Source organism: Lacrimispora sp. 210928-DFI.3.58 (genome assembly GCF_020554865.1).
In the GTDB taxonomy this organism is placed as follows: domain Bacteria; phylum Bacillota; class Clostridia; order Lachnospirales; family Lachnospiraceae; genus Enterocloster.
Map to the genome: position 1 here is coordinate 12,891 of NZ_JAJCIC010000016.1, position 18,666 is coordinate 31,556.

The window sequence follows — 18,666 nt, forward strand, 5'->3', positions numbered from 1 at the left end:
ATCAAGAGGAAAACATGTTTACTATTTATGACTTGACTGCACCGGCTACCACTCCTCCGATGATATATTTCTGGAGGAAAATATATACCAGGATGATCGGTGCTACGATCATGACAAGGGCTGCCATGATCTTACCCAAATCGTTGGAAAAGGTTCCATAAAAAGTACGGATCGCCAGAGGCAGCGTGTAAAGGGCCTTTTTTCCCAGTACCAGGTTCGGCAGCAGGTAGTCATTCCAGAGGCCCAGCACATTGAGGATCGTCAGTGTGGACAGGATAGGCTTCATGAGCGGAAACACGATCCTGAAAAAAATCTGCAGCCTGGTGCAGCCGTCGATCTTGGCAGCCTCCTCAAGGGCCATGGGTACATTTGTCTTGATAAAGCTGTGACACATGAAAATGGCCATTCCCGTACCGAAGCCCAGGTTCATAAAGATCAGCGTGATCCTGGAATTGAGGATCCCGAAAATATTTCCGTAAATAGACACCAGCGGTATCATGATCACCTGGAAGGGCACCACCATATATGCCACCATCAGTGCAAAAAACACCTTGCAGGCCAGCCAGTCAGTGCGCACAAACAGGTAAGCGGTCATGGCAGAAAACAGCAGGATCAGAACTACGCTGATGCCGGTTACAACAATGGAATTAAAAAATGCTGTTCCGAAATCCATCTCATTGAAGGCCTTCGCGTAATTGACAAACTGGAGTCCCTTATCGTCAATGAGCTGAAGCGGATACTTGACAATATTTACCTTTCTCTTAAGAGAATTTATGATTACCATAACAAAGGGAATCATATAAAACAAAAACATGAATACCACAAAGGCTGTCTTTGCTACATTTGTGACTGTCTTTTTGGTTCCCCCCACCTGAACCGCTTTTGCTTCACTTGCCATTATGCCTCAACCTCCTTTGATTTTCCTACAGAGATCTGAATGAATGCGATGATACCCATTACCAGAAACAGCACCAGCGCCTCCGCCTGTCCGAGACCGTACTTGTGGTTTTCAAAGGCCTGGGTATAAATGTGCATTGCCGCCATTTTTGTGCTGTCATAGGGACCGCCGCCGGTCAGGGCCAGATTTAAGTCATACACCTTAAAGCATCTGGTCAGGGATAAAAACAGACAGGTGACAAAGGACGGGATCATCATCGGTATGGTAATATACCGCGTTACCTGACCGGAATTTCCTCCGTCGATCCGCGCTGCCTCCAAAAGATCCTGGGACACGCTCACAAAACCGGAAATGTAGATCAAAAGCATATATCCGGAATACTGCCATGTGGTTACGATCACCATTGCGGCAAAGGCGCCGCCCGGAGAAGACAGCCATGATTTAGCAAACAGCGGCAGATTTAAAAAATCATTCAGGTTCACGATCACCCTTGAAAAAATGAACTGCCAGATATATCCCAGGACAATTCCGCCGATCAGGTTTGGTGTGAAAAATCCCGCCCGCAGGAAATTCTGCCCCTTAATCCCGCTGGTCAGAAGATAGGCCAGAACAAAGGCAATGATATTAATGAAGGCTACCGACAGGAACACATACTTTACTGTAAGCCACAGAGAAGTCCAAAAGGCACCGTCACGGAAGATCTCCACATAATTGGCAAGCCCTACAAAAGGCTTTGCATCGCTGAAGCCATCCCAGCTTGTAAAGGTCAGATAAACTCCATAGATCATGGGAATGATAACCACCAGGACAAAGGATAGGACCGCCGGGCCTGCAAATATTGCAAAAGCCCCGCATTTATCAATGAAACTCTCTTTACTCTTCATAAAAACCCCCGTCTTTATCAGGACAGGCGCCGTTTTAGAAGACCACTCTTCCCAAACGGCGCCTGTCTCCAGCTACATCCAATTAATGTGTCTTCCAGAATTCATCAATCTGCTGTGCCATCTCGCTTCTGTCCAGCTCTCCTGCCAGATACTTCTGCATGCTTGCTGCCAGCACGCTTCTGTGGTCGGAAGGAATCGGAACGTAATCATTCACAAGGCCCTGATCCACATAGGACTTAACGCCCACGTTAAAATCATTTGTCATCTCAAGAGCGATATTCTTGAATGCAGGAACGATTGCGCACTTATTCACCAGGACATCCTGTCCGGCCTCATCATATACTAACCAGTTTAAAAATGCCTTTGCTGCCTCCTGCTGCTCCGGAGTTGCCTTTACATTGTCAATTGCGAAAAACTTGGTTGCATTGGCATTCAGTCTGCCTACGGACGGATAATCCCCGTTAACCGGATAGTGCATGATACCGTAGCTCATGGAGCCATCTACATACTCCTCTGTGTCAGGCCATGCAAAGCTTCCGTTCAGCCAGAAGGCTGCCTCGCCCTCTGCCAGATAGCTTGCATTCAGATCATAGTCTGCTGCCAGGGGATCGTTCTTATTGATATTGTACTGTATCAGAGTGTCCAGTGTATCATAGCAGCTGTTAAATACAGCATTGTCTGCAAAGGAAGTCTTGCCCTCCTTTACATCCTCAAACAGCTTAAATGCATCCTCCATCTTTCCTGTCTGCATCTTGTAGGTATACTGAATGAAATGCTGTCCGATGGACCAGTCCTCTGCATTCAGGATCACAGGACTCTCCATACCGCCTGCTACCAGCTCATCAAGAAGCACCTTGAACTGATCCAGTGTCTGATATTCAGAAGGAACAAATTCCTTGCCGGTAATATCCTCAATCGCAGTCTTGTTGTACAGAAGTCCAAAGGCCTCTACGCAGAAGGGGAAGCCATAAACCTTGCCGTCAACCTTCACGCCCAGGATATCTCCTCCGTCTGCAACCCACTTCTCGCCGCTTAAATCAAGAAGCTTTTCTGCTGCGATATCCGTTACATTCGGATAGTCGCACATCATCAGGGTAGCGGGATCGCCTGCAGCATACTTCTGTGCAATGATCTCACCTGGCTTGTCTGTGGTATAAATCTCGATCTCAACGCCTGTAAGCTCCTGATACTTTGCAGCAGCCTCCTCCAGAGCATCCTCCAGCTCCGGCTTGCTGTTCATCATAGTCAGCTTGACGCCCTCTCCTGATGGAGCGGCCTCCTCTGTCTCAGCCTTTTTCTCATCCTTCTTTTCCTCTGTCTCCGCCTGAGCTGCTGTTGTAGCAGCTGCCTGCTCCTTCTGCCCTGAGGAACAGCCTGCCATTCCAACTGCCATGGCAGCCACCATAGTAAGCGCAGCTAATCTTTTTAATCTCATAAATCTCATCCTCCTAATCAATTATCCCGCCTCCACCGACTCCTTTCCCTTCTCCTCTGCCTTTCCGGACAGGCAGACTTCTCTGGTCAGCCGGTTTCACTTTGTTTTGTGTATATACTATATGATATTTTTTCATGTATGTCAACCGTTTTCATAAATTTTTTATTAGTAATTTTGCTTTAATCTTTTTATTTATTTCCTAATTTTATCTCTCAAAACACAGTATTTATCATGAATATTTACCTATTTTTGTAAATTATTCCCGGTATTATTCCCCTTTGTTTTCCAACTTATTTTTCTTTAATGTCAACCGTTACCACATTCCTTAAACAGAAGCAAACCGGAATACTGCAATCTCTGGATACCCTGGAAGTATTTTAATGCAGTAAAATTCCTTCCCACGCCCATACTATTCACGAAGCCCAATCGCAGGCTTTCCTATAGATTTCCTTTTCGTTTCAATCAATTCAACCCAGAAAGGAGTGTTACCTATGAACCTATGCAGCTGTAATCCTGCCACATCAGGCACCGGGTGCGGCTGTGAGCTTCCGGCTCCAGGACCCGGACTCCAGCTTGCCATTGCCACTGTTCCCATGCAGCCCTGGGAGACACCCTATGACAGTGCAAAAGGATTAAAGCAGGGCACCATTTTTCCTTGTCTCGACCTTCCATTCTTTGTAACAGGAGGTGACGCAAATGGCTGACCGGTGTTCTCTTTTAAAGCAGATCAATGAGATCAGCTTCACTGTCAACGACCTGACTCTGTATCTTGACACCCATCCCCTGGACACAGATGCCTTAGATGCCTTCAGCCAGGCCATGTCCCAGAGAAAGCAGCTCTTAGATGCCTTCGCAAAGGAGTTTGAGCCCCTGACAGCAAACTGTGTGTGTCCTGATACCAACAACAAGACCGAGTCCAACACAAAATATCCCGGAAAGCGCCATTTTACCTGGTCAGACGGCCCTCTTCCCTGGGACAATGAAGGAGGTGCCATCTAATGTGGACTTATGAAAAACGGCTTCAGTTTCCAGTAAATATTAAAAAGACCTGCCCGAAAACCGCATCCCTGATCATCAGCCAGTTCGGCGGGCCTGATGGGGAATTAGCTGCCTCCATGCGTTATCTTTCCCAGAGATACTCCATGCCATGCAAGGAGGTAGGCGGCCTGCTGACAGATATCGGCACAGAGGAGCTTGCCCACCTGGAAATGATCTGTTCCATTATCTACCAGCTCACCAAAAACCTGACTCCGGAGCAGGCCAAGACTGCCGGCTTTGACGCCTACTATATCGACCACACCACCGCCCTGTGGCCCACAGCCGCTGCAGGCGTTCCCTTTAATGCCTGCGAGTTCCAGTCAAAGGGCGATGCCATCACCGATCTCCACGAGGACCTCGCTGCAGAGCAAAAGGCCAGAACCACCTATGAAAACCTGATCCGCATCATCGATGACCCGGATGTAAGGGAGCCCCTTAAGTTCCTCCGGGCCCGTGAGGTGGTCCATTTCCAGCGCTTTGGAGAGGCGTTGGAGAAGATCAAATCAACTTTGGACGAGAAGAACTTCTACTTTTTTAATGCAGAATTTGACAAGCAGTTCGTAAAGGCCTGAACCCAAAGAAGCCTCTGGCCAAATCCGGCCAGAGGCTTCTTTTCCTGATTTCTCATAATGCTATTCTCTTACAGCGCCAGCTCCCGCACTATTCCACAAACACCGTATTGTACCTCTCGATACACTGTGACAGCACTACCTGGATATGGATAATACCTCCCAGATACTCACTGCCCGGATCCTCGATGGGCCGTCCGCTCTCCACCTGCTTTATCATCCACTCCACAGACTGTGACAGGCTGTTAAGCAGTCCGTCAAAGGGCGCGGAATTGCTGAGTGATTCCTTCATGATCTGATTGCTGTCGCTTACAGCCTCATCATAGGCAGCCACAGTGGCAATCAGCTCCTCATACAGAGGCCTGATGTTGGTGAGATCCAGTTCTGTGATATTGGCGTCATCCACTCCCTGGGCATAGCACTCTGCCAGGATCTGGTTCACAATGGTGATGGCATGGCTGCTGTTGTAGATGATCAGGTTTCCCTCATCCAGCATCTTCTGCTCATGGGCTGCCATCCGCTCATTGCCAATAACACTGATCTCGTCCATAAATGCATAAGCCAGCTGTTCAAAGGCCTCCACATTCCCCTGTATCTCTGCGTGGTATTCCTTTGCCTTGGCATACTGATTGTCCGCAAAGTCGCTGCTCTTATTGATCTTGTTAAACCCATCCATCATCGCTCTCATGGGCTCTGCCACCTGCTTTGCCAGGTCATCCAGTTTCTCATAGGCAGGCTCCATATCAGCCACTGCCAGAGCATCATCTATGATGTCCGTATTCAAATAGCGGATGTCGAACTTATAATCATAGCCGCTGTCCGGGACAAAGGCAAACTCATCTGCGTACTCCACCACCAGGTAATAGCTGTCCACATTGTCCAGGACCTCTACCATGTAGTTGTTCATCTCCACATAGATGTTGTACTTGATAATGTCCATTGTCTCAGGATCGATCTCTGCCTCCGCTGAGGTCTCCTCCTCTTCGGGAGCCTCTGTCTCAGCAGCTGTGCCGGCTGTGGTCTCAGAAGCCGCGTCCTTCTTTCCGGCATCCTGTCCGGAGCATCCTCCCAGCATCACAGCAGATGCCAGCACACAGGCTGCTGCTAATCCGGTTATCATGTGTCGTCTCATTGCTTTATCTCCTTGCGTTAATATGTTATAGCTTAAACATACCACAAAAACCGGAAAATTTCTACTATGCCTTTGCCTTTACTGGCTTCGCAATATATCTTTTATACAGCGGAACACCCACAAAGAGTACCGATATGATCAGCAATACCAGACAGATCGGCCTTGTAACAAAGATGGACCAGGAGTTTCCTGACAACACCATGCTCTGCAGGTAATATTTCTCCATCATAGAGCCCAGCACCATGGCCAATATGAGAGGTGACTGGGGCAGCTTATACTTATTCATGAAATAGCCCACAAAACTGAACACTACCATGACCCAGATATTAAATGTACTATTACTTACAGCAAATGCACCTGTCACACAGAGGATCAGAACCAGTCCGCTTAAGATTTCCCGCTTCAGCAACAGGATCTTTCCCGCCAGGAAATTACAGAAGGCAAGCCCCAGAGGAAGCATAAAGATATTTGCCACCAGGAAGCCAACTACGATGAGGTAAGCAACCTCCGGGAAATCCCGGTAAAGGGCAGGACCCGGACGAAGTCCCTGGATCATAAGCGCTCCCAAAAACAGGGCCGATGTCGCATTGCCAGGAACACCCAGAGCCAGAAGGGGAACCATGGAACTTGCTACCACCGCATTGTTGGCTGTCTCAGGAGCGGCAACTCCCTCCGGCACACCGGTTCCAAACTCCTTATCAGGATTGCTTCTTCTGGCCTGGTCATAAGCCAGATAGATCGCCATGATCATGCCTGCTCCAGGGATAACGCCGATCAGCGTTCCTATGATGCCGGACTGCATCCATGTAGGCAGAAGACGCTTGCACATATCCTTATCAAGCATTCTTACCTTCACACGCTGGATCTTCTCTGTAATGTTCTTCACACCTCCAGTGGTCTCAACCAGCTCTAAAATAGAAGCCACACCGAAAAGTCCGATCAGCATGGGCACCAGGGGAATTCCCTCCAGAAGATAGAGGTTCCCAAAGGTCATTCTGGGAAAGCCCGCCTGAGGGCTTAAGCCGATACAGGAGATCAGAAGTCCCAATGCCATTACCATAATATTCTTTAACATGGCATTTCCCGCCATTCCTACAACCGTGCTCATGCCCATGATTGCTAGCATCAGATACTCCGGCGGCCCGAATTTCAGGGCCTGGGCTGCCAGAAAAGGAGAAAAGAACAAAAGCACCAAAGAGCTTAAAATACCTCCAAATACCGAGCTGGTGGTTGAGACACTGAGGGCCAGCCCCGCCTGCCCCTTTTTCGTCATAGGCTGTCCGTCAAAGGCCGTTACCACAGAGGAAGCCGTCCCAGGGATCTTTAGGAGGATCGAAGGGATGGAGCCTCCATAGCAGGCAGAAACATAGATACCTATCAAAAGGCACATAGCTGTCTGGGGATTCATTCCAAAGGTAACCGGAATCAGGACTGCCAGGGTAATGCTGTCATTTAAGCCCGGCAGCGCCCCCACAATCATTCCGATCACAACTCCTCCTAAAAGGACGAGAAGATTCATTGGCACGAATACCTGCTGAAAACCTAATAAAATATTTTCCATATAAACCTCCTACTATTATAGAAAGAAGGGCGCCGGTAACGGCACTCCTAAAAGCACCTGAAACACGCCAAAGCTTAATACCGTAACCAGTGCGCTAAACCCAATGATTGCAGGCCAGAACTTATAATTCAAGAAGCGGATGGTAAATACTCCCAAAACGAAAGTAGCTGCAATATAACCGATCCATTTTAGGGATACCGTGTACAGGGCCAGTATAACGACAGTAATGACCACCTTCCTTACGTCTACGCCCTCCAGATTCACGGTATTCTTCTTTTCCTTCAGCGTGAAATATAAAATCCCGGCAGCACTTACAAACATGATTCCTGCAATCAGCTTAAGGAACATCCCGTCATCACGCGGTATTCTTAAGGTATATATAAAAGTTACCAGTGCCAGCAGCATAAATGCCAGGGGCATGGCTGCTTCTGTTTTTTTATGGAACATAGAATCCCTCCTATTCTCCTGCCTCAACGATCGCTTTTAATTTCGCCATGGTATCCGCATAGTTTGTCAGGAATGCCTCAAAATCAGCAGCATTTTTATAGGTGACAGGCATATTGGAATCTGCCATCTTTTTCTGGAATTCTTCTGTCTGGATGATCTCCCCAAAGGTGGAATCCAACACTGCCACTACCTCCTCCGGCGTATCCTTTGGCACAGAGAGGCCTCGGAAGGTTCCCACTACCATATCATAACCACATTCCATAAAAGTGGGCACATCCGGTGTAGCTGCTGCTCGATTCTCGCTCATAACACCCAGTCCCTTCACGGAGCCCTCGCTGATGGTAGAAGCCGCCTCGCCCGCTGACAAAAGGGCACAATCTACGTGATTTCCCATTACCTGCTGCAACTGGACATTAGCACTGTCATTGTGGAGATAGTCAAACTGTACGCCCAGTTCTTCCTCCATCTGTACGCCCGCCAGATGAGGGGATGTGGTGTGGCCCGGAGTAGCCATCTTAAGAGGAGTGGTCTTTGCCGCTTCTATCAGCTCCTCCAGTGTATTATAAGGAGATTCCTTTGGCACAATGATACACATGGGATCAAAGCATAACATCGCGATAGAACGGAAATCTGATGTCTCATATGGCGTCTCATTAAACAGCGGATTAGTGACAAGGGCTGCAGATGCAGCTAACATAGTATATCCGTCCGGGGCAGCATTGGCCACGTTCGTCTGTCCGATAATAGCGCCTCCGCCCGGCATATTTTCAACAATAATGGAATGTCCGTTGAAATAATTCTTGCCTGCTGCCTCCGATAAGATTCTACAGGTAATGTCTACGCCGCCGCCTGCATCAAACGGCACAATAATCTTGATGTTCTTCTCTGGAAATACTGTGTCCGCTGTTGCAGTTCCATCCTGCTTTACCGCTGCCTCTGTGGCCGGTGCTGCCGCCTTCCCAGCCTCTGTTTTTGAGCCACAGCCTGCCAATACCGATGCTGCCATCATTGCTGCCAATACAACTCCAACCATTTTCCTCATCTTCACTTTTCCTCCTTATTCATAAAAATGTTCTTTTATCTGCTGCAGTGCTTTTTCAAGACGCGCCCTGGGACAGGCTGCATTCATACGCACAAATCCCCTTCCCGCCTCGCCAAAATGAAGCCCGTCCTGAACTCCTACTTTGGCCTTTCCTACAAAACGCTCCATGATCTCCTTTGGCTCCATTCCCAGTCCCCTCACATCGATCCAAAACAGGTATGTACCCTCCGGCTCCACAAGCTCCATTCCAGGAAGCTCCTTCACGGCCTTTTTCACCAAGGACAGGTTCCCCGCCATATATTCCTTCATCTGATCCGCATAATAACCGCATTCCTCGTAGGCCGCACAGAAGGCTACTGTGCCGAAAATGTTTTCCCCTGTGGCCTTGTTGCTTACCAAGATCTCATGGGCCTCATTCTTAAGCCTGTCATTTGCCGATATCATCACAGCTGTACGAAACCCTGGAAGATTGAAGGTCTTGCTGGGGCTGATGAAGAAAATAGTATTCATTGCTGCCTCCTCCGACAGGGAAGCTGTGGGGATATGGACATGATCCCCATATGTAATGTCACAATGTATCTCATCACTGGCAATCACCACGTCATTTTTCAGACAGATATCCGTCATCCGTTTCAGCTCTTGCCTTGTAAACACTCTTCCTGTAGGGTTATGAGGACTGCATAGGATAAACAGCTTCGTGCGCGGGTCCCGGCATTGACGCTCAAAACCTTCAAAATCGATCTCATAATGTCCATCCTGTAAGACCAGAGGGTTCTCTGCGATCCTCCTGCCATTATTCAGGATCCCATCTGTAAAAGGCGGATAAGCTGGCGTCTGGATCGCGATCTTGTCTCCTGGTTTTGTGAGTCCCCGGATAGCGGCAATCACTCCACCGATCACTCCGGGGCAGAACTCCACCTGCTCCTTCCTCACATTCATCTGAAAGCGGTTATTCATCCATCCGGCTGCCGCCTCCTTCATCCGCTCGGATGTATGGGTATAGCCATAGACTCCGTGAGCTGCTCTCTCCTGTATAGCCCTTACCACCGGTTCAGGGCTCAAGAAATCAGCATCTGCGATCCACATAGGAATCACGTCCTGAGGATAAAAGGCGGGATGGTATTTCTTGGAATCTGTGCCCCGGCGCTCTACCAACTCGTCAAAATTATGTATTCTCATGCTTCCCCCTCCAGTCTTTCCATAACCCTCTTAATGATCCCCGGTGCCCTGCGGCATTTCTCCTCCGTCACTGCACAGGGGGAGAAGCGGATACCCTTTACCAGAGGAACCACATACACCTGCTCCTCTTGAAGAGCCTGGGCCAGCTTATCTGCATTCTCATAGGGCACTGTGATAAAAAAGCCGTGCTTGTAAGGACAGCAGGCAAGTCCTGCCCTGCCAGCCTCCTCCAGGAAGGTATGGCCTCTCTTTGTAATAATCTGGCGAAACTTCTCTCTCTGACTGTCCGCCTCCCGCTTTAGATCTTCATCCAAACAAATATCCACCAGCACCTTCTGGGCCGGACGGATGACATTGGACCAGGTGGAACGGGATGAAAATGTCATGGCATCCTTAAAGCATCTCGCCGCCTCCTCTGTGGGAGACAAGCAGACAATAGCACCACACCGCAGCCCGCACATAGTAAAACTTTTTGACATGCTGAAAATCACTGTCACCATGGTATTTTCCGGCATATCTGTCAGCTCATCAAATATCCTTCTGGACTCCTCAAACTCTGCATCATAGTCAATATAAGATACATCCAGGCAAAGGGTAATCTTACGCTCCTCATCCTTCGCATATTTACGGATCAGTTCCACTACCCCCGCCATTTCCTGAGGCGTCATGGTATATCCCGTAGGGTTGTTGGCCGGGGTATTTAATATCAGAAGAATCTGCTTCTGGCGCTCTGCCACCTCTGCCATCTTCTCATCCAGCGCCTCCAAATTGAAGCCGCCCTGGCTGTTGAACATGGAAAAGGTCTCCAACTTTCTTCCATGCTCCTCGCAGATGCCCTTATAGGGTCCCCAGTAAAATTCTGTTGTGATAACGGCTTCTCCCATGTCCAGATAATTCCAAACCACATGACGCAAAGCGCCGCAGCCTCCTGGCGTGGGAACCGCCTCGATCACAAAGCCTCTGTTATTATCTCCAAACAGAGCTACCTCCACTGCTTTATTAAAGCCCTGTACACCTGCGATGGGCGCATAGCTGAACATTTCTTCGATCGACATGCTGCGGATTCGCTCCTCCACCAAAGGCAGGACCATCAACCGTCCTTCATCATCCAGACATTCTCCTAAGGTGGAATTGATCACATTCTCCTCCCCCAGCTCCTTGATCGCCGCCTTTGCCCTGCTGCTGGCCTCAAAAATCTTGTCCTTCTGCTGCGGCCTCAATGCATGATCTGCTAATGTCACATATCTCATGTTCTTTGTCTCTCCATTTCCTTTCTGATTCTTCCCATAAGTCCTCCCTCCGCCATGATGCCCTGCAAAAATGCGGGAAACGGCTGCACCCGGTATTCCTTGTTCAGGCGCTTGTTCAGGATACTCCCTTCCTCAAGCGCTACCGTGAGCTCATCCCCCTCCAGGCAGTCATCTACGGCCTCTGGACATACCAGGATAGGAAGACCGATATTGATGGCATTTCTATAAAATATCCTGGAAAAGCTTTTTGCGATCACACAGGAAAAACCAGCCGCCTTAATGGATTTAGGTGCATGCTCCCTGGAGGAACCACATCCGAAGTTTGCTCCCGCTATGATCAAGTCTCCCTTCTTCATCCTGTCTAAAAAGCCGGGATCGTAATCCTCCATACAATGCTGTGCCATCTCCTCCGGCTCCGAGGTGCTGGTATAACGCGAGGGATACATCTGATCCGTATCTACATTATCTCCAACTATCCTTGCCATTCCCTTTATTATCATGCCGTCACCTCCTGAGGATGGGTAATCCTTCCGGTAATGGCGCTAGCTGCTGCCACCGCCGGACCGCAAAGATAAAGCTCCGACTCCACATGTCCCATCCTGCCCTTGAAATTCCTGTTGGTCGTCACAAGCGCCCGTTCTCCCTCTGCCAGTATTCCCATGCCTCCGCCAATACATGGACCGCAGCAAGGCGTCATCACTGCACAGCCTGCTTCTATGAAATCATCTATATACCCTAGACTTATGGCCTGCTGATATATCTTCGGCGTAGCCGGTATGATGATAGCCCGAAGCCCCTCTGCCACCTTCCTGCCCCGCAGGATATCCGCGGCCTGCTTTAGGTCGGAAAGCCTTCCGTTGGTGCAGGAGCCAATGACCACCTGATCGATTCTGATCTCACCAAATTCATCAAAGCGCTTTCCATTGTCCGGCTTTGACGGAAATGCCACCATAGGCTCCACCTCTCTAAGATCCAGATTAATGACCCTGTCATAGGCCTCATCGGGGGCCTCTCTCAGATACTCAAGCTTCTCTGTCACCGGTGCTCCCACTGCCTTCAGGTATTCCTTCGCTGCCTCGTCCACTGGAAACATGCCATTTTTTGCGCCAGCCTCCACTGCCATATTGCAGATTGTTAGCCTGTCGTCCATAGAGAGCTCACCAATCTCCCCTCCAAACTCCAGGGAACAGTAATCTGCACCGCTTACTCCCAGCTCACGAAGAAGATAAAGAATAATATCCTTGCCTGTTACCCATTTTCCCTTTTTTCCAAGAAAGCATACCTTAATCCCCTTTGGAACCTGGAACCACAGCTTCCCTTCTGCCATGGCAGCTGCCATATCTGTACTTCCCACTCCCGTAGCAAAAGCCCCTAAGGCTCCATAGGTGCAGGTATGGGAATCCGCTCCTATAACCAGGTCTCCGCTGTGGATATAGCCTTGCTCCGGCAGGAGCACATGCTCGATTCCCACCTTCCCCACATCATACAAGGACTGTATACCCTGTTCTCTGGCAAATGTCCTGCACACGCTGCACTGCTTTGCGGCCTTGATATCCTTGTTAGGAGTAAAGTGATCCATAACAATCACCACCTTGTCAGGCTCCTTTACCTTGGCATTTCCCAGGGCGGAGAATTCATGGATTGCTACAGGAGCGGTCAGGTCATTTCCCAGGATCAGGTCCACATAAGCCTCAATCAGATCTCCCGGCAAAACTTCCTTAACTTTGCAGTGGCGCGCCAGAATTTTCTGTGAAATTGTCATACTCATTCCTTTTTTATCCCTCCTTTTTTGTGTATTTTGTTGTATTTATTGTAGTTGATGGAGAGTCGCTTGTAAAATATCGGTTTTCTATTTAAAAATAGGCATTGCCTATACTTATTAGGATGTGATAGAATAAATTTATGAATAGGAGGAGCATTATGCGTCTAACACAACTTCAATATTTTCTTTCCGTATACGAGCACCAGAACATCACCAGGGCTGCCGAGGAGCTTCATATATCTCAGCCCAGCATCACAACCGCTTTAAAGGAGCTGGAGAATGAATACCATGTAAACCTGTTTCACCGGATCAACAAGAAAATGTATTTGACTGAAGAGGGACAATTGTTCTATACCTATGCCACAAAAATTTTAAAGGATGTGGAGGAACTGGAAGACAGCATCCGGGATATAACAGGTAACCGCAATCGGATCAAACTGGGGCTGCCTCTCCAGGTGGGAGCCTTCCTACTGCCCCTGCTCATCGGAGATTTTCGCTCCCTCTATCCTCAGATCAGTCTGGAGCTGGTAGAATGCGGTGCCATGGACATTATTAATAGGCTTCTCCAGGAAGAGCTGGACATCGCCATTGCCTTCATTGAAAATGACAGTACTCTCTTAAATCAGAGCCCTCTATTTGAAACGGAAATCTGCTTCTGCGTCAGTTATGACCATCCACTGGCAGAAAAAAAGCAGGTCACCTTCCAGGAGACCTGCGAATATCCGACTGTTATGTTTTCTGACGGCTCCTATACCCATAAGCGCATCTTCCGCATGGCAGAAAAGGAGGGCTGTCACCCCAAAGTGGAACTCTATACAAAACAGCTCCACACCATTATCAATCTGATCTCCAACAGTGCCATGGGCTCTTACCTGATTCGGGAAGCTGTGATGTTCAATGAGGATATTGTCTCGATTCCATTTGCAGAGCCCTTAACCATCACCGTAAATACGATTACAAAGAAAAACCGGCTGATCTATAAGGATACAAAGGCCCTGATCGAATTTATCAAAAAAGAATATGAGAAGAAAACAGGTAGCACAAGTCCTAAGCAGGTGCTATAATATAGTTAGTTTCTTAACCAATTATGACACCTTGTCATTCGCATTCCGGCAAGGTGTCGATTTTTTACGAAAGAAGAGGTTCCCCATGCCCCAAAGCAATATCCCCAACTCTCACGAAAATCCTCTGGGCGCTGTCCCTGTCAATACCCTTTTGGCCCGCTTTGCCATTCCCAGCATCATTGCCACCCTGGTAAGCGCCTTATACAATATCGTAGACCAGTTTTTTATCGGCAGGAGCGTTGGCATGCTGGGAAATGCAGCTACCAATGTGGCATTTCCTCTTACCATCACCTGCACGGCCATCTCTTTGATGTGCGGTATCGGAGGCGCCGCCAACTTTAACCTGTGCATGGGCCGGGGTGAGAAAGAGGAGGCCACCCGCTATGCCGGAAATGCCATCTTCATGCTTTTTTCCATCGGCCTGTTCCTCTGCATTGCCGTGCGGCTCTTCCTCCATCCTCTCATGGTGCTGTTCGGAGCCACTGCAGATGTGCTGGACTACTCCCTGACCTATACCGGCATTACCTCCTTAGGCTTCCCCTTCCTGATCCTGACCACAGGGGGCTCCAACCTGATACGTGCAGACGGAAGCCCCAGATTCTCCATGCTCTGTACACTGACAGGCGCCATTCTCAATACCATATTGGATCCCCTGTTTATCTTTACCTTCCATATGGGAATGGCCGGCGCTGCCCTGGCTACCATCATGGGCCAGATCGTATCAGGGATCATGGTCATCCTCTATCTGACCCGCTTTAAGACCGTCCATCTGTCCTTAAAGTCCCTGAAACCCATTCCCTCCCGCTGCCTGGCCATCGCCACCCTGGGGATGTCCCCCTTCTTAAACCAGATCGCCATGATGGTGGTCCAGATCGTTATGAACAATGTCCTCCGCTACTATGGCGCACAGTCCAGCTACGGCAGCGAGATCCCTTTGGCCTGTGCAGGCATTATCACAAAGGTAAATATGATCTTCTTCTCCCTGGTCATCGGACTGTCCCAGGGACTGCAGCCCATTGTAAGCTTTAACTACGGGGCAAAAAAATACAGCCGTGTGCGGGAGGCCTACTTAAAGGCCGCCTCCATCGCCACCGCCATATCCACCGTATCCTTCCTGTGTTTCCAGCTCTTTCCCAGGCAGATCATCGGCATATTCGGCTCAGGAAGCGAGGAATATTTCCACTTTGCAGAACAGTATTTCCGCATTTTCCTGTTCTTCACCTTTTTAAACGGCCTCCAGCCCATTACCGCCAACTTTTTCACCTCCATCGGCAAGGCCCACAAGGGCATCTTCATGTCCCTAACCCGCCAGATCATCTTTCTCCTGCCGCTGATCGTCATTCTTCCGATATTCCTTGGAATCGACGGCATCATGTATTCGGCTCCCGTGGCGGACTTTATGGCAGCTGTGGTGGCGGTCACCTTTGCAAGGAAGGAACTTCGTATGATAAAAATCCTGGAATAATAAAGAATCCCGCAGACACCTGTACAGCCCGTCTGCGGGATTCCTTTTTCTTTCTTCTTCTATTCAGAACACCGGTCTATTACACGATCCCCTGTCCCAGCATCGCATCCACTACCTTCTCAAATCCGGCAATATTAGCGCCTGCTACATAGTTTCCGGGAACGCCGTAGCGCTCTGCTGCGTCTGCAGCCTTTGCAAAGATGTCAACCATGATTCCGTGAAGCTTTGCGTCAACCTCCTCGAAGGTCCAGGACATTCTTAAGGAGTTCTGGCTCTGCTCTAAGCCGGAGGTGGCTACGCCGCCTGCGTTTGCTGCCTTGCCAGGCATGAACAGGATCTTTTTCTCAACGAAGAGATCTGTTGCTTCTCTGGTGGAAGGCATGTTCGCGCCCTCTGCCACTGCGAAGCAGCCATTTGCGATCAGAGTCTGTGCGTCCTCTAAGTTCAGCTCATTCTGGGTTGCACATGGAAGGGCAATGTCACATGGGATGGTCCAGATGCCCTTTCCTTCTGTATAAACTGCAGTAGGAACTGCATCCACGTACTCCTTGATGCGGCCTCTGCGCACTTCCTTGATCTCCTTTACAACATCCAGCTTGATGCCGTCCTTGTCGTAAATGTAGCCGTTGGAATCGCTCATGGCAACTACGGTTCCGCCTAACTCATGTACCTTCTCTACTGCATAGATAGCAACATTGCCGGAGCCGGATACCAGGACAGTCTTGCCTGCGATCTCCTTGCCATTGTGCTTTAACATCTCATCCAGGATATATACCAGGCCATAGCCCGTTGCCTGGGTTCTTGCCAGGGAGCCGCCGAAGGTCAGGCCCTTGCCTGTAAGTACGCCCTCGTAAAGGCCTGTGATCCTCTTATACTGTCCGAAGAGGAAGCCTACCTCTCTGCCGCCGACACCCATATCACCGGCAGGAACGTCTGTGTCCTTGCCAATGTGGCGGTACAGCTCTGTCATAAAGCTCTGGCAGAATGCCATAACCTCACGGTCAGACTTGCCCTTTGGATCAAAGTTGGAGCCGCCCTTGCCGCCGCCCATAGGAAGGCCGGTTAAGGAGTTCTTCAGAGTCTGCTCAAAGCCTAAGAATTTCAGGATGCTCTGGTTTACAGAAGGATGGAAACGCAGTCCGCCTTTGTAGGGGCCAATGGCGCTGTTGAACTGTACTCTGTAACCTTTGTTGACCTGAACCTTGCCCTCGTCATCTACCCACGGAACGCGGAAGGAAACGATCCTCTCCGGCTCAGTGAAACGCTCTAAGATACCTGCCTTGCGGTATTTGTCCTCATTTGCATCAATAACCAGTTTTAAGGAATCAAGAACCTCCTTTACTGCCTGGTGGAATTCCGGCTCGCCCGGATTCTGTGCTACGACTCTCTCGTAGATCTCGTCAACGTAAGACATTTGATAACCCTCCTTATAGGTTTCAGTTTAATAGTGTAGGGATGCGCTTTTTCTTTTGCGTACACTTAACAAACAGTATAGCAAGTTAATATGTTAAAGTCAAGAAGGATATATATCTAATTTATTATCAGAATAATATTATTTTCTATACCTGCTGCTTAATAAATAAATGTACCTGCCAAAAACAGCCCGTGTAACACACCGGCTGTTTTTGGTATTGCTCATGATCGTTATATTAGAAGAGGTTCGGGAATAACGCCGTCGGTATTGCCAGGAAGAAATCGGAAAATACGATCATCAGTACGAGCACTGCCACAGAGGACAGGAAGTACGGAAGCACGCCCTTAAAGGATTCCTCAATGGTGATCCCGCTGATGGAGCCCGCCAGCAGCAGGCACAGGCCGTAAGGCGGTGTCACCAGTCCCAGAGCCAGGGTCACTACAATGATAAGTCCCAGGATGATGGGGCTGATCCCCAGTGCTGTAGCAGAAGGAAGGATGATCGGCACGAACAGGATCATAGCCGGAACTGCATCCATAAAGGTTCCCACAAACATGAAGAACAGCACCACTACGATCAGGAATACCAGCTTTCCGCCGGGCATTCCCACAAAGAAGCCCTGGACAATGGTGTTCAGCTGATAGTAGCTGAGCAGCTCTCCCAGCGCATTGGCTGTTGCCAGTGCAAACAGGGACAAAGAAGACAGCTTCATGGTTTCGATCAGGATAGCGGGGATCCTGCTGATCTTGATGGTATGGTAGAAGAAAATGCCGATGATCAGAGCATATACACATGCCACAGCAGCAGATTCCGTTGGGGTAAACCATCTGGTAACAATACCGCCGATCAGGATAACAGGAGTGAGCAGCGCAGGAAGAGAGCTCCATACCTGCCTCATGATCTCTTTCGTTGGAACGCGTTCCCCCTTCGGGAAGTTTTTCCTCTTAGAGTAGAACACAACCACTGCCATCATTGCCAGGCCCAGCATAATACCTGGGATCAGGCCTGTCATGAACAGGGCGCCTGTGCCCACATTTGCAATTCCCGCATACACTACCATGGTAATGCTGGGAGGGATAATGGAACCCAAGGTGGAAGAAGCAGCTGTAACGCCTACTGCGGTCTCCTTATCATAGCCCTGTCTTTCCATAGCAGGGATCAAAATCTTGCCAACACCTGCGGTATCTGCCTGGGAAGAACCGGAAATACCCGCAAAGATCATAGATACCAGGATATTCGCGTGTGCAAGTCCGCCTCTTACATGACCTACACAGGCAGTACATACATCGATCAGCCGGTCTGAAATGGAGCCTTCATTCATTAGGTTTGCTGCAAGGATGAATAGGGGAACAGCCAGCAGTGTGAAGCTGTTCAGTCCGTTGAACATTTTTGTGAATACAACGCTATTGGGAATAATTGGAAGAGCAGCAATTCCGGCAAAGGACACAAAGCCCAGGGCAAAGGAAATCGGCACACCCAGCACTACAAATGCAATAAAAACAACTACCAGCAAAATCTGCATAACC

At 49.1% G+C, this 18,666-nt stretch carries 18 protein-coding genes; 5 read left to right on the forward strand and 13 right to left on the reverse strand.

Annotated elements, in window-relative coordinates; translation table 11 throughout:
• Positions 1-25: 25 nt before the first annotated feature.
• The 3 genes from LIZ87_RS11265 to LIZ87_RS11275 form a co-directional block, all read right to left on the reverse strand.
• Positions 26-898: a carbohydrate ABC transporter permease gene (locus LIZ87_RS11265; RefSeq protein ID WP_178316289.1), complete on the reverse strand. Its 873-nt coding sequence runs from the start codon at positions 896-898 to the stop codon at positions 26-28.
• Positions 898-1,782 (reverse strand): carbohydrate ABC transporter permease, encoded by an 885-nt coding sequence (locus LIZ87_RS11270; protein ID WP_178316290.1) that lies wholly within the window; start codon positions 1,780-1,782, stop codon positions 898-900. The genes LIZ87_RS11265 and LIZ87_RS11270 overlap by 1 nt, the downstream gene beginning before the upstream one ends.
• A gap of 82 nt (positions 1,783-1,864) precedes the next feature.
• Entirely contained in the window at positions 1,865-3,217 is a 1,353-nt protein-coding gene (locus tag LIZ87_RS11275; protein ID WP_227147055.1) for an ABC transporter substrate-binding protein, read from the reverse strand.
• A 491-nt stretch (positions 3,218-3,708) separates the two neighbouring features.
• Between LIZ87_RS11275 and LIZ87_RS11280 the strand changes: the two genes are divergently transcribed.
• From LIZ87_RS11280 to LIZ87_RS11290, 3 genes are read left to right on the forward strand one after another with little or no spacing between them, the layout of a single operon-like run.
• Positions 3,709-3,921: a spore coat associated protein CotJA gene (locus LIZ87_RS11280; protein ID WP_227147058.1), complete on the forward strand. Its 213-nt coding sequence runs from the start codon at positions 3,709-3,711 to the stop codon at positions 3,919-3,921.
• On the forward strand, positions 3,914-4,216 hold the full coding sequence (locus LIZ87_RS11285) for a spore coat protein CotJB (RefSeq protein WP_227147061.1): 303 nt from the start codon (positions 3,914-3,916) through the stop codon (positions 4,214-4,216). The genes LIZ87_RS11280 and LIZ87_RS11285 overlap by 8 nt, the downstream gene beginning before the upstream one ends.
• The gene (locus LIZ87_RS11290) at positions 4,216-4,827 is read left to right on the forward strand and encodes a manganese catalase family protein (RefSeq protein ID WP_227147064.1); all 612 of its coding nucleotides are present in this window, start codon (positions 4,216-4,218) and stop codon (positions 4,825-4,827) included. The genes LIZ87_RS11285 and LIZ87_RS11290 overlap by 1 nt, the downstream gene beginning before the upstream one ends.
• An 88-nt stretch (positions 4,828-4,915) precedes the next feature.
• Here the strand turns inward: LIZ87_RS11290 and LIZ87_RS11295 are convergent, their stop codons facing one another.
• The 8 genes from LIZ87_RS11295 to leuC all read right to left on the reverse strand — a co-directional run bounded on the left by LIZ87_RS11295 (position 4,916) and on the right by leuC (position 13,203).
• Positions 4,916-5,956 (reverse strand): DUF3829 domain-containing protein, encoded by a 1,041-nt coding sequence (locus LIZ87_RS11295; protein WP_178316597.1) that lies wholly within the window; start codon positions 5,954-5,956, stop codon positions 4,916-4,918.
• Between the two features lie 64 nt (positions 5,957-6,020).
• Complete coding sequence (locus LIZ87_RS11300) at positions 6,021-7,517, reverse strand: tripartite tricarboxylate transporter permease (protein WP_178316598.1); 1,497 nt, start codon at positions 7,515-7,517, stop codon at positions 6,021-6,023.
• A gap of 15 nt (positions 7,518-7,532) precedes the next feature.
• A complete protein-coding gene (locus LIZ87_RS11305; protein ID WP_178316599.1) occupies positions 7,533-7,964 on the reverse strand; it encodes a tripartite tricarboxylate transporter TctB family protein in 432 nt (143 codons plus the stop codon).
• 10 nt (positions 7,965-7,974) lie between these two features.
• Complete coding sequence (locus LIZ87_RS11310) at positions 7,975-9,006, reverse strand: tripartite tricarboxylate transporter substrate binding protein (protein ID WP_227147067.1); 1,032 nt, start codon at positions 9,004-9,006, stop codon at positions 7,975-7,977.
• Between the two features lie 15 nt (positions 9,007-9,021).
• On the reverse strand, positions 9,022-10,185 hold the full coding sequence (locus LIZ87_RS11315) for a MalY/PatB family protein (RefSeq protein ID WP_178316339.1): 1,164 nt from the start codon (positions 10,183-10,185) through the stop codon (positions 9,022-9,024).
• Entirely contained in the window at positions 10,182-11,435 is a 1,254-nt protein-coding gene (locus tag LIZ87_RS11320) for a pyridoxal phosphate-dependent aminotransferase (protein ID WP_178316338.1), read from the reverse strand. Before LIZ87_RS11320 ends, LIZ87_RS11315 begins: the two co-directional genes overlap by 4 nt.
• Positions 11,432-11,935, reverse strand: coding sequence for a 3-isopropylmalate dehydratase small subunit (locus LIZ87_RS11325; RefSeq protein WP_178316337.1), 504 nt, complete (start codon positions 11,933-11,935; stop codon positions 11,432-11,434). The genes LIZ87_RS11320 and LIZ87_RS11325 overlap by 4 nt, the downstream gene beginning before the upstream one ends.
• The gene (gene leuC, locus LIZ87_RS11330) at positions 11,932-13,203 is read right to left on the reverse strand and encodes a 3-isopropylmalate dehydratase large subunit (protein ID WP_227147069.1); all 1,272 of its coding nucleotides are present in this window, start codon (positions 13,201-13,203) and stop codon (positions 11,932-11,934) included. Before leuC ends, LIZ87_RS11325 begins: the two co-directional genes overlap by 4 nt.
• A gap of 152 nt (positions 13,204-13,355) precedes the next feature.
• On the opposite strand from leuC, the gene LIZ87_RS11335 reads away from it, so the two are divergent.
• Together LIZ87_RS11335 and LIZ87_RS11340 are read left to right on the forward strand one after the other, a co-directional pair.
• Positions 13,356-14,261: a LysR family transcriptional regulator gene (locus tag LIZ87_RS11335; protein WP_227147072.1), complete on the forward strand. Its 906-nt coding sequence runs from the start codon at positions 13,356-13,358 to the stop codon at positions 14,259-14,261.
• An 85-nt stretch (positions 14,262-14,346) separates the two neighbouring features.
• Positions 14,347-15,726, forward strand: a complete 1,380-nt coding sequence (locus tag LIZ87_RS11340) for an MATE family efflux transporter (RefSeq protein WP_227147075.1) — start codon at positions 14,347-14,349, stop codon at positions 15,724-15,726.
• Positions 15,727-15,805: 79 nt separating this feature from the next.
• Here the strand turns inward: LIZ87_RS11340 and gdhA are convergent, their stop codons facing one another.
• Together gdhA and LIZ87_RS11350 are read right to left on the reverse strand one after the other, a co-directional pair.
• On the reverse strand, positions 15,806-17,140 hold the full coding sequence (gene gdhA, locus LIZ87_RS11345) for an NADP-specific glutamate dehydrogenase (RefSeq protein WP_178316333.1): 1,335 nt from the start codon (positions 17,138-17,140) through the stop codon (positions 15,806-15,808).
• Between the two features lie 235 nt (positions 17,141-17,375).
• Positions 17,376-18,662 carry a TRAP transporter large permease gene (locus LIZ87_RS11350; RefSeq protein ID WP_227147077.1) on the reverse strand — a complete coding sequence of 429 codons (1,287 nt, stop codon included), beginning with the start codon at positions 18,660-18,662 and terminating at the stop codon, positions 17,376-17,378.
• Positions 18,663-18,666: the final 4 nt, after the last annotated feature.